The sequence below is a fragment of the Rhizobium sp. 05N430 genome, assembly GCF_056396985.1.
Genome location: NZ_JBFTMO010000019.1, coordinates 1 through 12,391, shown reverse-complemented (window position 1 = coordinate 12,391; position 12,391 = coordinate 1). Strand labels below are relative to the sequence as shown.

Genomic DNA, 12,391 nt, shown 5'->3' with positions numbered 1-12,391 from the left:
ACATGCCAGCGCACCGTGAACGCGGCTGCGCCTGTGTTGGTTCCCCAAAAGTTTCTAGATCGAATCGCGCCAGAATTGGCTAACGAACCGCAATCCAAACTGCGTCAGGGCGATGATAAGAACGAGGACGCCCAAAACATACGGAATTCCCGTCAGGCTGTAGAGGATGGCGGTTTTCACTGCGATCGTGCCGGCGACCGCGCCAATCACGAGGCTGGCCACGCTAGGTATCTCGGGCTGTCCATCCATGACCAGGGCCGTGCGTTGCGAGTGTCACGAGAATGCGCGAATTTACTTAATTAGACGTTTCAAATATAGCGCTAAGGCAATCCAAGCTGTCGTTTTTAGTGGCACGACCATGAAATCCGGGGATCTAATCCCATATCAGTTGGATGGAGTACCTTGTGTCCGCGCGTGAACGTGAAGTCCTCGTCTTGATGTGTGACGGGAAGAGCGCGCAAGAAATCGCCGACATTCTTGGGATTTCGGTCCACACCGTGCGAACGCATATCGACAGGTTGAAGGAGACCTTTTCCGTCTACAAGGATACGGCGCTCGTAGCTGCGGCACTTCGAGCAGGGATCGTCTACTAAGAAGCGGGTGTGGGGGTGCGTGACGTCGCATTCACATGCCGACACTCAAGCGGCTATCGCGCACTTCCTGCAGCGGGACCGTCATCCACTTTTCCTGCGACCTTTCAGGTCGGCTTCAACACTTTTCTTCAACGCATCCATGATGTTGATGACATTCGACGGCTTCTCCGACTTGTCCTTTTTGCTGTCGGTCTTCCGAGTGGGTTTCAACCCTTTCTTCTTCGAGGCGATAAGCTTCAGCAGACTTTCCTGTATTGGATCAGTCACCATCGAGGGCGACCATTTCTCCATCCGCGGCTTGATCATCGTCTTGATGACCTCGACGGTCTTAGGATCGGCTTTCTTCTCAATTTCCTGGAAGTACTCTCCCTCAGGACGGACCTCGTCGCCAAAACGGAGGGTCCAGACGACAATGCCCTTGCCGCGAGGCTCCAGAACGACGGCGCGTTCTCGCCTGCCGATGACAACCCTGGAGATACCGAGGACGTCGTCGGCTTCCATGGCATCCCGGATCACCGCAAACGCCTCATTCCCAATCTTGTCGTTCGGCATGAGATAGTGCGGCGTCTCCAGATACACCCACTCGATGCTTTCACGGGGAACGAACTTCTCGATATCGATTGTGCGAACCGTCTCCAGCTCGACTGATTCCAACTCGTCATCGGTGAGCAAAACATAATCGTTCTCGCCGCGTTCGTACCCCTTCGCCTCGTTCTCCTCCTTGACGGACTTTCCGGTCACCGAATCCACGAATTGTGACACGACACGGTTTCCGGTCTGTTTGTTGAGCGTATGGAAACGGACCTTCTCGCTATCGGAAGTCGCGGGGCTCATGGCGACAGGGCAGGTGACCAGCGAAAGTTTGAGATATCCTCTCCAGTATGGGCGACGCGGGGCCATGGGTGATCTTCCTCCTAGCTGGCTTTCTTCTGTGGGGTTTTGCCGTTCGATTTGTCCGCGACCGCCTTTTTGGACCTCCGGGCGTTGGCGTTGGCAGCCTTCTTAGGCTTGGCTTTTCCCATGCCGGCGCTTTCGCGCAATGCCTTGAGAAGATCGTTTGGCTTGGAAACCTTGACGGGCTTCGGCTTGGGAAGCGTCTTGCCCTCGGCCTTTGCCTTCACCAGGTCTGCGAGCGCTTTCTCATATCGGTCCTCGAACTGGGCAGGGTCGAAATCGCCCTTCTTGGTGCTGATGATGTGTTTGGCGAGATCAAGCATTTCACCGTCGACCTTGATCGACGGCATCTCTTTGAATGCCTCTTCAGAGGAACGGACCTCGTAATCGAAATTGAGGGTGGTGGCGATGAGGCCCCGTCCGTGGGCTCGGATCAAAACAGTCCGCATCCGACGGAACAGAACAGTCCTCGCGATTGCCGTGACGCTCGCTTCCTTGAGCGCTTCACGAAGTCCGGCGAACATATCCTCAGAGACATCATCCGTGGGCACGAGATAATAGGGCTTGTCAAAATAGACATCGTCAATGTCGGAGCAGGGCAGGAAGGCTTCGATTTCCAGCATCTTGTCAGAATCCGGAATGACAGCCGTCAGTTCTTCCGGGTCGATCATGATGTACTGGTTGTCTCCGACGTCGAAACCCTTGACCTGTTCGTCACGCTCGACAGTTTCTTCGGTTTCGCTGTCAATGAACTCCCGGCGGACCCGGTTACCCGTGGCCGCGTTCACGGTATGGAAGGTGATGCGATCCGACGTGGAAGCCGCCGTATAGAGACCAACACCACAGCTGAGCTCGCCGATCTTGATGTGACCCTTCCACTGAGCGCGATGAGCGGCCATGTCGTAACTCCCTCTGGAACCTTTTGCTCAACTCCCTGTTCATGCTTTCGTTCCTAGCCATGATCGAGGGGAAGAAATGTCGCGGCATCAAGAAGACAATGGCGAAGCTGGCAGAAGCGGTCCGATCCTGTTGAACGCGGTCGTGACCTGGTTTCGCGTCCACCAAGTTGCGTTCGACCAGAAGGTGGCCGACGTTCTCTGTACAGCCGCTATCGCGCTGTACACCCTTGGTTTTGACGAACGGCAGATCACCGATCATTTGATCCAGAACTACAATGGACCGATGGCGACGAAGGCAACCGCCCCGTCATCGTCGGCATACCACTGAACGAAAGAGCGTCGTGGTCGCAAGTGCACTGTACGGCAACGGACGTAGCAACAATCGTCGGAACATCGTCGTTTGACCGGCATTACCCTTCCGAGATCGCGACCGTGTCAATCGGACGTGACGGGGATGGTGAACATGGGAATTTTTCCGATTTCTTCCTATGGCCAACGAAACGGCAGTCGAGCGCCCCACCCGTCCGGCGCGATTTCATCCCAACCAAGCGCGTCCGAACAGAACTTGGACATGCGCCTCTGGCGCATATGAAAGTGTGATTTCCATGGACGAACACGTATCGAAACGGCGACAGGCGAGTTCACAGCAGGCGCGTATCGACGCCCGAGAACAAACGGATCGCATTGCAATGCAGACGCTGGAAGAGGAGCGGCGGCTCCGCGCCGTCAACACCAAAAGACTGAGGCAGGCGAGGGAGGCGTTGGTCGAACGCGAGACCGCTCCCGACGATCTGTCTGATTAAAGGTGCAGCTGTCGCAGCCCTGCACAAGACGCTGGCTGCACGGGTCCACCGATGCGGCAATATAACAGGAGAAATTCACATGCAGTTGCTCAATACGAATGTTGCCAAAACCACCGAAGGAACCCTGACTGTCGAATTTCACGGTGAGGGAAATGAGATGATCTCTGTCCGTATGGCTTCCGACGCGGCTGGAGATGAGAGCGCGGCGATATTGCGCGCGAAAGAGATGATGGTACAGATCACTTCATTCGGTGTGGACGATCTTTCGCCGAGTGTTCCAGGCGAAGGAGTGAGTATCGACGACACGTTGGCTGGCGAGCTCGACGACCGGACTGAGGTGGTCTAGGTGCAGCTCGGTTTGACCTAATCCGCTTTTGAGGCCTGCGTGGTGAGCCTGTCTCGTGAAAATTGGCAGTAGTCTCCCGGACCCCGGGTTTGAAGCGTCGCGGAATATCCGCACGCTTTGTGCAGCCATCTCGCCGAAGCAATGCGACCCACTGGACATCCAAGGCTCGAGACGAGAAGATTACAGCCAGATTAGGACTTGATGAATTTTCGTATCCGATTGGTGAGGGCGTTTTACTGATCAAAGATCTGATCACAGCCGTACTTCGAATTCGGCGACGGACGACATCGGCTGGGTAAAGTCTTCCTGACGCTTACTATAAAGCATCTTGTCGAACCCAAACGCTGACACTTCCTCCGTTGGTTGGGAAATCGGCGCGACCGCTGTCATCAGTTGGTATCTCGCCTTCACGATGACCCAGAAAGTCAACAAAGGAGGTGCTCGAATGGCCTAGGCCAAGATCAACGGATATTTGTCCTTCCCCGCCATTGGACATAACAACCACGCAACCCGGCTCGCGCTCGGTTCCGTGACGGACGAAACCGATCACACGCGCGTCGTCGAAATGTTCACTCTGCGGGCCATTGCCGAACCGCTTGCGCGCTTCTATCAGCTTGGACAAGCAGGTGATTGCCGGCATGTTCACCGTCTGCTGGCTGCCGTCTACGGCCTTGTCACTGTATTCCGCGCCATACAGATCCGGATAGAAAACGCAGGGCGTGCCGTGTTCGCGCAAAAGGATCAAGGCGTAGGCAAGGGGCTTGAACCAGGGCTCGACTGTCGCTTCCAGCGATTGCAGGGGCTGTGTGTCGTGATTATCGACGAGAGTGACGGCGTGGTCTGGAATTGAAGACACGAGCGATCCATCGAAGATAGTCCGCATGTCGAATTCTCCACCGGCCTTTGAGGCATCATGGAATCGGTGGTGGAGCGCAACGTCGAAAAGCATCAGTTGCTTGTCGACGAGTTCCAGATAGTTTGTAAGCGTCGTCATTTCGGGGTGCCAGTATTCGGCAACGACGAATAGGTCCGTCCCGACCGTGTCGCGCATATGGCCGACCCAATCCTTGAAGAACCATGCAGGGATGTGTTTCGCAGCGTCCAGCCGAAATCCGGCAACTGGCACCTGCTCGGAATACCAGCGCCCCCAATACTTCAGTTCTTCGTAGACCGCGTTATTACGGAACTCGACATCGGCTCCCATCAGGTAGTCGAAGTTGCCAAGCTCGTCATCGACCTCGTCGTTCCATTGGCCTTCGCCATATTCGTTCATCAGCCGGAACACCCCGGCCTCATCCGGCTGCTCAATCACGTCGACGCCGCTGAAGCACTGCTTGTCCCAAACGAATTCGGAGTGCTTGCCAGCTCTGCCGGGGAAAGTGAACCGGGTGTAGGCGAGGGCCTTCACGTCGTCGCCCTCGATCTGCGTTCGATCTTCGGAGTTCACGCGCCGCACGATCACGCTTTCCTTTTCATCCGCCCCCATTTTGTGGTTCAGCACGACATCATGGATCGGCCGCAAACCATGGTCGACAAGAGCCTTGCAAGCGTTCTCAAAGGCTGCCTTGACACCGTATTTGGTGGTCACGCTGCCCTTCTGGTCAAATTCCCCGAGGTCGAAAAGATCGTAGGTGTCATATCCGACCGATGAAGCGCCAGACGCGCCTTTATAGGCGGGCGGCAACCACACGTCGGTGATTCCGATCTGTGAGAGGTAAGGAGCCTTTTCAGCTACCTCATTCCAGAGGTGCCCATCTCCTGGAGAGTACCAATGAAAGAATTGGAAGAGGGTACGTTTGCTCATCAGGTTCCTGAAAATGGATGTTGCGACACCAGGCCGACTATCGGCTGTCTCGGGGGAGGCGGCTGTTTATCAGCAGCTCGTGAAGCGTTGCGAATTGCCCGAAAAGGGCCACAAGATCGCGTCTTTGCTTTTCGTCCAGATTGTACCGGTCAACAAAATCGTCGACTCGAAAAACCTGTCGGGCTCCGCTCTTTATCATTGATTTTGTTTGAAAATGGTTGCTCACATGAAGGCCCTCGCTAATCGCGCGGGAAGAATGCCCATCGTGAACATTTGTTCCAGGATCCACGCGATAAATAGCAGATGGGTCGAATGGAGCCGCCTTGGCCTGACGGCTAATTGACGCTATGGAATAAAGTGACCTTCGTGAACGTCCATCTTGAGAGGTCTGTCATGGCTGGACCGCGCAGTCGAGGTCATCGGGAAGCCATTGTCCGACGAGCGAATTCTTAAGAGTTTGGCGAAGGCCGATATGCACGGCGAGTTGTCATCAAAGGGGTGCGGCTCAGTGGGCCGCACCGACCATCACGCGACCACCCTTAGTTCAAGCTTCCACATGTTCCCTGCGGCCGCAGTGGACTCGTGGATTGCGATACCGTTTCCATCAATATCCATCTGCATCGTCGCAACGAGCCAGTCGGGGGGCATGATGCATGGCAGGTCTTCGGCGACCAAGACATCTATAAGTTCGGCCTCCGTGGAAAGACCGCCACGGGTTCGCCGGTCGTTTCGGTCCAACCTCCAGAGGTATCTCTGCATCATCATGTTCAGTCCACATATGAGTCGAGCGAGCTGACTAGTTGGGGGACGACGTGAAGTAAAGAACAAGTGCGTAGCGGACTGACCGAGTGGCCGGCTTTCTCATTCCTCGTTCAGAAATTCATAGACCGAAGCATTGTCCTGTTTCTCACGCAGGCCTTTGTACGACGCATGTCGAAGATGTCCGTCTGTGGTCCACCCCCTGAAGTCAATTTCTGCAATCAGTGTCGGCTGAGAGAAAACCAGTCGTTTTCCTTGCATTGGGACCGCCGGGCTCTTTGTTGCCAGCTTGTCGAGCATCCGCTTCAGATCGATGGCATCACGCTCTTTGAACCCTGTCCCGACGGAGCCAACGTACTTCCATTCATTCCCGTGGCGCGCCGCTAAGAGGAGGCTGCCAATTCCACCGCGCGCAACGCTGCTTTGCTCATACCCGACGACGATGAAGCTTTCGCTCTGGACACATTTGATCTTGAGCCAATCGCCAGTTCGCCCAGATCGGTATTTGCTCTCCCGGTTCTTGGCAATGATGCCTTCCAGGCCGTGTGAGCGGGCCGTTTCGAGGAGCGTGTCGCCATCACCATCGACCTCTTCAGAGAGCTGTATTGCACCCGTCGCGCCGTCGAGGAAATCCGTGAGCAAGTGACGACGAACCGACAGCTCGGTGTTTGTCAGCAGGTGACCGTCAAAGTATAGAAGGTCGAAGGCGAAGAAGACCGCTTCCGTCGAGACCCGTTTACCGCCCCGACCGCCGAGGGATCGCTGCAATGCGCTGAAGTCCGAGCGACCCCGGTTGTCGAGCACGACGGCCTCGCCATCCAGTATCGCCGAGCCGACACCCAAGTCTCTTGCCGCCTCGGCGATCGTGGGAAATCGAGACGTCCAGTCATGGCCACCGCGCGTCAGAATGCGAATGCCGTTAGGCTCGATATGGACCGCTACCCTGTAGCCATCGAATTTGACCTCGAACGTCCAGTCAGAGCCGCTGGGTGCCTTCGACCGAAGCAAGGCGAGGGCTGGCTCGATTCGATCGGGGATCGCATCGAATGGCAAATTTGGTTGAGCAGGGTCTCGAGTTTTCCGGGGAGCCGACTTTGCAATTTGGTCGTCTCGCAACAATGGTTTGGATCGACTACGCATAAGATCGGGCCCTTATCGAAAGGTCGGGATTGCCTCTTCAATTCTGGACTCAATCGTTTCGCAACCGATTCGTTCCTCTTCGGGAATTCGGCGTCTAAGGAAAGTCATGACTGACGTATTGGCTTATGAGACGGGTGCGTTAAATTGGGAATGGGCTTGATGACTGATCCTCTTCGTCATCCTGTCCGCTCCTACGCTCATTCCTGAGCATCACCTTTAGCGCCACCTCCACGGCGCTATTTTTTTGCCTGGATTTCTTGACGCGCCGCAAAGCGCCGCTAGTTCCATAGAAGAACGTATCCAGCTTTAACCCAAGCACGCAACGTTCACCGCTGACCTCCCTTAGATCAGCAAAGGAAAACCCTCACAGTGGCTGTGAGGCTTTTTCTGCGTTTATCGAAATGGAAGGCCGCCTCTCAAGCCTGTCTAGCGTGAGACGAACTGCTAAATCACGTTTCGGGCGGATGTGGGTTTGAACCGCTCGGCATTGTCGTCTGGACATCTGTGACCTGGACGATCCAGGCCTCGGGCGCGATCTATGTCCTCGCCGCAGTTGCCGACGTGACCACCGAGTCTAGATTGCAGGGCCGACTAGCGATCGGAACCCTCAAGCAACCTTGCTGGCGAACGTCTCTGCAATTTCAGCAGCTTCCAACCTGGCAGACGTCTTGTAAGGGTAGTGTTTCCAGCACCAGTAGTTTTGCTGCGCACCTTTGCCAAAACCGAACCCTGCCCAATCCCCGCATTCGCACTTGGGGGCGGGGAGAACAGGTGAACGCTCGAGCGTTGGGCGGTCTATGTCACTCATTTGGCAAGCTCTGTCTGGAGGAGAGGGCAAGATTATTTGTTCACTTTTTGTTCCGATGGCTTTAGAATGTCAACTCTTTTGATAAGGATCACAGGGACCAACGTTCATGGGCAAACGCTTGACGCAAACGACCATAGATCGTGGATGGCCATATCAGGTTGCCATCCTAGCCGTCCATTCTGAAGGGAGCCTTGCGGATGAGCAGGCTCTTTACTGCAATCGGTTACTCCGTTGCAGTATGATCAACTCAATCACCTTCGAGGGACAAACCTACAAGGTGAATTGCTTCGCGACGCGAGCGGGAGCGGAAGCGTTCATTTCGAAGTTCGGCGGGGAATGGTTTGACCCGCGAGATCGAGGGCGGGGCGTGAATGCTGACATGTGGCTGAAAGGATCTAGCTCGCGGTCGCGAGGTGAAAGGCCATGATGACCAAGCCTTCACCGTCGCCGGCTCCTAGACCATATTTGAGGAGCTTCACTGCGGTCATCAATGTTGGCGGTTTTCTTGCGGAGATAACGCGGGCGCGAAGCCGATTGCCGACCTGAACCGGATGCGCGATGAAATGGGTGATGTCCATGCAGTCAGTGCCAGAAAAAAGGGCCAGCTGAAGACGATCGGAACATAGAGACTACGAATTGCGACGATGGCAACGCAAAAGGCCCACCGGGTAGCATTGCGGTGGGCCCTCCGACATCAACAGAAGCTTACGCTTTGTCGACAACCTTCTTGACTGCTTCTTTGGCTTCGCCCTTAGCCTGTTGCGCGTCGCCCTTGGCTTCCTGCGCAATGCCCTTGGCCTGCATCTCACGGTCGTCGGTGGCTTTGCCTACGCCCTGACGGGCTTTGCCCGCGATTTCGTTTGCCTTACCGGAAACCTTGTCAGCTGTGCTGCCCATCGAATTTCTCCTTTTAGAAACTGAATTGTTTCAGTGAGATATCAACGGCGGTCGTACCAGATCGTTCCATGCCTGGACACTCGCTGCCGGCTTACGACGTCCAATCATGCTGCATCCATAACCGGCTCGATCTTCAGGAGCTCGTCGGGCAGGGGCCGTTGCAGCGCCTTTGCCTTCTCCCAGGGAGCTGTCAGCCAGGTTTCAACCTCCTCCTTGGCTGTCAGGATGACCGGCATTGCCTTCTGATGGATTGGAGCGACGACGCCATTCGGCTCGGTGGTCAAGAAGGCGAATAGATCGATGGTCACCAGACCATCCTTGACCTTGCGAACGCTGGTCCAATCCCTGACCCATAGACCGGCAAAGAACATCAGTGGATCGTCACCTGTACTGGCGAACCACGCATTCGGTGTCCGGCCTCCCTCGATCTTGCTTGCCGGGTCAGGCTCGGCGAACCGGGTGAATGGGACCACACAATGGTTCTGCACGCCGAGCCAGCGCTTCCAGTGCTGGCTGGATGTATTTCGAATGTTGGTCGTGCCGCCGTCAGGCTCCATCTTGAGCAGTTCGTTGAAGTCGAAGGTCTTGCCCTTGGCCCGGAGCTTGTCGGCCCGCTTGCCGGCTGCATCAAGGAGAGCCTTGCTGGAGGAAGGCAGGCCCCAGCGCACCATCGCCAGCTCACGCCGATCTTCGTTGTTCCTGACGATTGGGGCAAAGCGGTCCGGGAACACATCGATGGACGGCTCCATGTTGCCAATGATGTCGTGTGTTATTGCCACAAAGTATCGAATGGCTTGCTGGTTGGTCGTGATGTTGTAGGCGTTGCACATGGATTACCCCCTCCATCGTCGTCCGAAAGGTCGAGCACTTCCTTTCGATGTTCAAGCCTGTCGATCTCGGCCGTCAGCATGCCGTCGTACCTGTCTTCGTAAATCCTCTAAGGGTAAAGCCATGGCAGCCGCAGAAAAGATTTCCGAAACCCCTCCAGAACCTGGCGAGCCATCGCGTGGCACGGAGGACACCTCCGCGCCATGATCGAAACGTTGATTGCGGATCGTCAGCACCTGCGCGATCAGCTGGACACGGCGACGAGATGAATGAGTAGAGGAATGACCCGGGGCTGGCAGCCCCTGAACGTTAGTCGTCATATTCAACGGCTCGGTGGGAAGGTGGTCAGACGCCGCGCTTGTTCCCCCACAGGAGGACATGCAGCTGCGGCAGTACCCTCGCTTCGAACCAACGATCCTCGGTGACCTTGCCGACCAGCCAGTGCATTCGGTCCATCACGCCATCGATGTCGACGACAGCCTCTTCTTCTGTCGGGGGCGGTGGGGTGTGGTTTCCTGGTTGGAGAAAGATGGGGTAGGCGGGAAACCGATTGGCGACGCCGCGAGCAAACGCGTAGTCGGCATCGTCGAACACCACCATCTTGATCACGGTCTGCGGACGGTCCGCCGCCAAGCTGAGGCAAGACGAGAAAGCCTCCCAGTCGGGGTCCATTCCGCTGGAGGGCGGCTTGGGGCTCAGAACGAGTGCATCAAGCCGTCCGAACCAGGCTTTTGGGATACTGCCCTGCGTTTCCAAGGCGAACCGGTAGCCTCGCTCATGTCCGAGGTCGATGAGCGGTCCAAGAGGCTGGATGGCGGGATTGCCGCCCGAGAGCGAAATCGTCAGAGGTATTCCGCCCGCGAGATCGTCGACCTCTGCCAGAACGTCAGCTGCGGACATCGGACGCCAATCGTGCCGGAACTCGCTGTCCACGGCATGAAGGCTGTCGCACCAACTACATCGGTAGTCGCAGCCGCCAGTCCGAACGAACACGGTGGGCAGTCCGATCAGAGCCCCTTCGCCCTGGATGGTTGGCCCGAAGATTTCGCTTACTCGGATATCGGCGGTCACGGGCGATACTCCGCCCAGGTCTTTGGCGTCTCGCTGACCCTGACCGAGGAAGTCTCCGGAAAGCGCTCCCTGCACCACTCGAAGAAGTGTCTGGCCAGGAATTCAGACGTCACCTTTTCATGCCCGAAGACATCGTTGAGATGCCTGTGATCTAAAGTGTCGTCGATATGGCGCTTCAAGACCGAGAGGTCGCTGTAGTCCCGGACAAAGCCGTCGGCGTCGAGCTCGGCAGCAGCAAGCTCGACAACCACAATATAGTTATGGCCATGGAGCCTGGAGCACTGGTGATCAGAGGGCAGGTGGCTCAGCTGATGCGACGCCGAGAAATGAAATTCCTTGGTGATCCGGTACATCAACGCACCTCTTCCGCCGAATAGCGCGACACGGCTTCGGACCAGAAGTTCGGGTCCTCGTAATCCGTGGGATCGGTGTGCCCGGCGAGGTGGAATGCCTCGCGCCGCTCGACACAGGTACCGCAGCGGCCACAGTGGCGTTCGCCCCCTTTGTAGCAGGACCAGGTCTCGGCAAAGGGAGTGCTGTGATTTGCCCCATCAACGACGATAGCAGCCTTCGAGAGGTTGACGTATGGGGCGAGTAGACTGACGTCTGCGTATCCATCCAGCGCGCGCGCCTGCATAGTTTGAAATGCGTCGATGAAACCGGGCCGGCAGTCGGGGTAGATGAAATGGTCTCCGCCGTGGACGGCCACTGCGACAGCGTCAGCCTTTTGCGCGGCCGCAAGACCGAATGCGATCGAAAGCATGATGGCATTCCGGTTCGGGACGACCGTCGACTTCATGGTCTCTTCGGCGTAGTGGCCATCCGGCACCTCGACGTCATCAGTCAGTGCCGACCCCGTCAGGTGCGCGCCGATCGAACGGATGTCCAGGACGTGGTGTGGGACGCCGAGCCGCTCCGCGCAGCGAGCCGCGTACCCGATCTCCTTGTTGTGGCGCTGGCCATAATTGAATGAGATGAGGCCGATAAGTTGGTTTTCCGTTGCGACCCTATGTGCAAGCGAAACGGAGTCCAGTCCGCCGGAGCAGACGACGAGTACTTTCATGTTGTGATCCCTTGTTTTGATGAACCGGGTGGGCTGCGACCGGTTAGCGGAGCGCTTCTATTCGGAAAAAGCCATCGTGGGAAGGGGGAGCGTTGAGTCTTGGCGATCGGTTGGCCCGCTCTACCTGCTTCGCAGAGAAATGGAGAGAATTATGAAGGTCCAGAAATTCAGCCTCGCAGATGCAGACCTTACCAAGTCACCCGGACAAGATGCGGATATTTTTGTGGGCAACCTCGTCGATGAGCGCCACGGCGGACCTATCACCGTCGGATACGGCCGCTACGCGCCCAACCAAACATTGACCGAAACGATGGCGGTTGACGATGTCATGATCGTCTGTTGATTTGCGCTGAGAGCTGACCCGGGACTTCGGGTAAATATCACTGAGAATTGACCCATGTTTCAATCATCCCCTGTGGTTTCAGCGGGGGCTCTGGAGTGATCGACATGGCGTTACTGAGCGTAATCCGACGCTGGCATTTTCGG

17 protein-coding genes and 1 pseudogene are annotated in these 12,391 nt (G+C 56.4%); 6 read left to right on the top strand and 12 right to left on the bottom strand.

The genetic code is table 11. The features are described 5' to 3' along the window. Positions 1–54 precede the first annotated feature (54 nt). Positions 55–222: a hypothetical protein gene (locus AC1DJO_RS26155; RefSeq protein ID WP_477973706.1), complete on the bottom strand. Its 168-nt coding sequence runs from the start codon at positions 220–222 to the stop codon at positions 55–57. A 182-nt stretch (positions 223–404) separates the two neighbouring features. On the opposite strand from AC1DJO_RS26155, the gene AC1DJO_RS26150 reads away from it, so the two are divergent. Continuing rightward, positions 405–593, top strand: a complete 189-nt coding sequence (locus AC1DJO_RS26150) for a response regulator transcription factor (protein ID WP_310295588.1) — start codon at positions 405–407, stop codon at positions 591–593. Between the two features lie 81 nt (positions 594–674). On the opposite strand, the gene ku (AC1DJO_RS26145) is transcribed toward AC1DJO_RS26150, so the two are convergent. Both ku (AC1DJO_RS26145) and ku (AC1DJO_RS26140) read right to left on the bottom strand, forming a co-directional pair. Further along, positions 675–1,493: a non-homologous end joining protein Ku gene (ku, locus tag AC1DJO_RS26145; protein ID WP_477973704.1), complete on the bottom strand. Its 819-nt coding sequence runs from the start codon at positions 1,491–1,493 to the stop codon at positions 675–677. A 14-nt stretch (positions 1,494–1,507) separates the two neighbouring features. Then, positions 1,508–2,386 (bottom strand): non-homologous end joining protein Ku, encoded by an 879-nt coding sequence (ku, locus tag AC1DJO_RS26140; RefSeq protein WP_477973702.1) that lies wholly within the window; start codon positions 2,384–2,386, stop codon positions 1,508–1,510. A 76-nt stretch (positions 2,387–2,462) separates the two neighbouring features. Here ku (AC1DJO_RS26140) and AC1DJO_RS26135 point away from each other — a divergent pair, with 76 nt between their 5' ends. The 3 genes from AC1DJO_RS26135 (at position 2,463) to AC1DJO_RS26125 (ending at position 3,535) form a co-directional block, all read left to right on the top strand. Further along, positions 2,463–2,714 (top strand): hypothetical protein, encoded by a 252-nt coding sequence (locus AC1DJO_RS26135; RefSeq protein ID WP_477973700.1) that lies wholly within the window; start codon positions 2,463–2,465, stop codon positions 2,712–2,714. 277 nt (positions 2,715–2,991) lie between these two features. Further along, positions 2,992–3,189 (top strand): hypothetical protein, encoded by a 198-nt coding sequence (locus AC1DJO_RS26130; protein WP_477973698.1) that lies wholly within the window; start codon positions 2,992–2,994, stop codon positions 3,187–3,189. A gap of 79 nt (positions 3,190–3,268) precedes the next feature. After that, positions 3,269–3,535, top strand: coding sequence for a hypothetical protein (locus AC1DJO_RS26125; RefSeq protein ID WP_112389194.1), 267 nt, complete (start codon positions 3,269–3,271; stop codon positions 3,533–3,535). 316 nt (positions 3,536–3,851) lie between these two features. On the opposite strand, the gene amyA is transcribed toward AC1DJO_RS26125, so the two are convergent. After that, positions 3,852–5,339, bottom strand: coding sequence for an alpha-amylase (amyA, locus tag AC1DJO_RS26120; protein WP_477973696.1), 1,488 nt, complete (start codon positions 5,337–5,339; stop codon positions 3,852–3,854). 13 nt (positions 5,340–5,352) lie between these two features. Between amyA and AC1DJO_RS26115 the strand changes: the two genes are divergently transcribed. Beyond that, on the top strand, positions 5,353–5,541 hold the full coding sequence (locus AC1DJO_RS26115) for a hypothetical protein (protein WP_112444311.1): 189 nt from the start codon (positions 5,353–5,355) through the stop codon (positions 5,539–5,541). A gap of 323 nt (positions 5,542–5,864) precedes the next feature. Here the strand turns inward: AC1DJO_RS26115 and AC1DJO_RS26110 are convergent, their stop codons facing one another. The 8 genes from AC1DJO_RS26110 to queC all read right to left on the bottom strand — a co-directional run bounded on the left by AC1DJO_RS26110 (position 5,865) and on the right by queC (position 11,905). After that, the gene (locus AC1DJO_RS26110) at positions 5,865–6,104 is read right to left on the bottom strand and encodes a hypothetical protein (protein WP_148194366.1); all 240 of its coding nucleotides are present in this window, start codon (positions 6,102–6,104) and stop codon (positions 5,865–5,867) included. Between the two features lie 96 nt (positions 6,105–6,200). Beyond that, entirely contained in the window at positions 6,201–7,238 is a 1,038-nt protein-coding gene (ligD, locus tag AC1DJO_RS26105) for a non-homologous end-joining DNA ligase (RefSeq protein ID WP_112389191.1), read from the bottom strand. Positions 7,239–8,441: 1,203 nt separating this feature from the next. Continuing rightward, positions 8,442–8,624 (bottom strand): hypothetical protein, encoded by a 183-nt coding sequence (locus AC1DJO_RS26100; protein ID WP_112444303.1) that lies wholly within the window; start codon positions 8,622–8,624, stop codon positions 8,442–8,444. Between the two features lie 127 nt (positions 8,625–8,751). Continuing rightward, positions 8,752–8,943: a CsbD family protein gene (locus AC1DJO_RS26095; protein ID WP_112444301.1), complete on the bottom strand. Its 192-nt coding sequence runs from the start codon at positions 8,941–8,943 to the stop codon at positions 8,752–8,754. A 104-nt stretch (positions 8,944–9,047) separates the two neighbouring features. Beyond that, entirely contained in the window at positions 9,048–9,773 is a 726-nt protein-coding gene (locus AC1DJO_RS26090; protein ID WP_112444300.1) for an SOS response-associated peptidase, read from the bottom strand. 343 nt (positions 9,774–10,116) lie between these two features. Beyond that, positions 10,117–10,842, bottom strand: coding sequence for a 7-carboxy-7-deazaguanine synthase QueE (queE, locus tag AC1DJO_RS26085; protein WP_112444298.1), 726 nt, complete (start codon positions 10,840–10,842; stop codon positions 10,117–10,119). Beyond that, positions 10,839–11,195 (bottom strand): 6-carboxytetrahydropterin synthase QueD, encoded by a 357-nt coding sequence (gene queD / locus AC1DJO_RS26080; RefSeq protein ID WP_112444297.1) that lies wholly within the window; start codon positions 11,193–11,195, stop codon positions 10,839–10,841. The genes queE and queD overlap by 4 nt, the downstream gene beginning before the upstream one ends. Next, entirely contained in the window at positions 11,195–11,905 is a 711-nt protein-coding gene (gene queC / locus AC1DJO_RS26075) for a 7-cyano-7-deazaguanine synthase QueC (protein ID WP_112444295.1), read from the bottom strand. The genes queD and queC overlap by 1 nt, the downstream gene beginning before the upstream one ends. Before the next feature lie 151 nt (positions 11,906–12,056). On the opposite strand from queC, the pseudogene AC1DJO_RS26070 reads away from it, so the two are divergent. Continuing rightward, positions 12,057–12,242, top strand: a pseudogene (locus tag AC1DJO_RS26070) (hypothetical protein); the annotation flags it as partial. Positions 12,243–12,391: the final 149 nt, after the last annotated feature.

What these genes read in the sequence shown, in the direction of transcription:
- AC1DJO_RS26135 (WP_477973700.1), top strand. Translation starts at nt 2,463, where the DNA reads ATGTCGCGGCATCAAGAAGACAATGGCGAAGCTGGCAGAAGCGGTCCG.
- AC1DJO_RS26110 (WP_148194366.1), bottom strand. Translation starts at nt 6,104, where the DNA reads ATGATGATGCAGAGATACCTCTGGAGGTTGGACCGAAACGACCGGCGA.
- ligD (WP_112389191.1), bottom strand. Translation starts at nt 7,238, where the DNA reads ATGCGTAGTCGATCCAAACCATTGTTGCGAGACGACCAAATTGCAAAG.
- AC1DJO_RS26125 (WP_112389194.1), top strand. Translation starts at nt 3,269, where the DNA reads ATGCAGTTGCTCAATACGAATGTTGCCAAAACCACCGAAGGAACCCTG.
- queC (WP_112444295.1), bottom strand. Translation starts at nt 11,905, where the DNA reads ATGAAAGTACTCGTCGTCTGCTCCGGCGGACTGGACTCCGTTTCGCTT.
- AC1DJO_RS26100 (WP_112444303.1), bottom strand. Translation starts at nt 8,624, where the DNA reads ATGGACATCACCCATTTCATCGCGCATCCGGTTCAGGTCGGCAATCGG.
- AC1DJO_RS26130 (WP_477973698.1), top strand. Translation starts at nt 2,992, where the DNA reads ATGGACGAACACGTATCGAAACGGCGACAGGCGAGTTCACAGCAGGCG.
- ku (WP_477973704.1), bottom strand. Translation starts at nt 1,493, where the DNA reads ATGGCCCCGCGTCGCCCATACTGGAGAGGATATCTCAAACTTTCGCTG.
- AC1DJO_RS26090 (WP_112444300.1), bottom strand. Translation starts at nt 9,773, where the DNA reads ATGTGCAACGCCTACAACATCACGACCAACCAGCAAGCCATTCGATAC.
- ku (WP_477973702.1), bottom strand. Translation starts at nt 2,386, where the DNA reads ATGGCCGCTCATCGCGCTCAGTGGAAGGGTCACATCAAGATCGGCGAG.
- AC1DJO_RS26115 (WP_112444311.1), top strand. Translation starts at nt 5,353, where the DNA reads ATGGATGTTGCGACACCAGGCCGACTATCGGCTGTCTCGGGGGAGGCG.
- queD (WP_112444297.1), bottom strand. Translation starts at nt 11,195, where the DNA reads ATGTACCGGATCACCAAGGAATTTCATTTCTCGGCGTCGCATCAGCTG.
- AC1DJO_RS26095 (WP_112444301.1), bottom strand. Translation starts at nt 8,943, where the DNA reads ATGGGCAGCACAGCTGACAAGGTTTCCGGTAAGGCAAACGAAATCGCG.
- amyA (WP_477973696.1), bottom strand. Translation starts at nt 5,339, where the DNA reads ATGAGCAAACGTACCCTCTTCCAATTCTTTCATTGGTACTCTCCAGGA.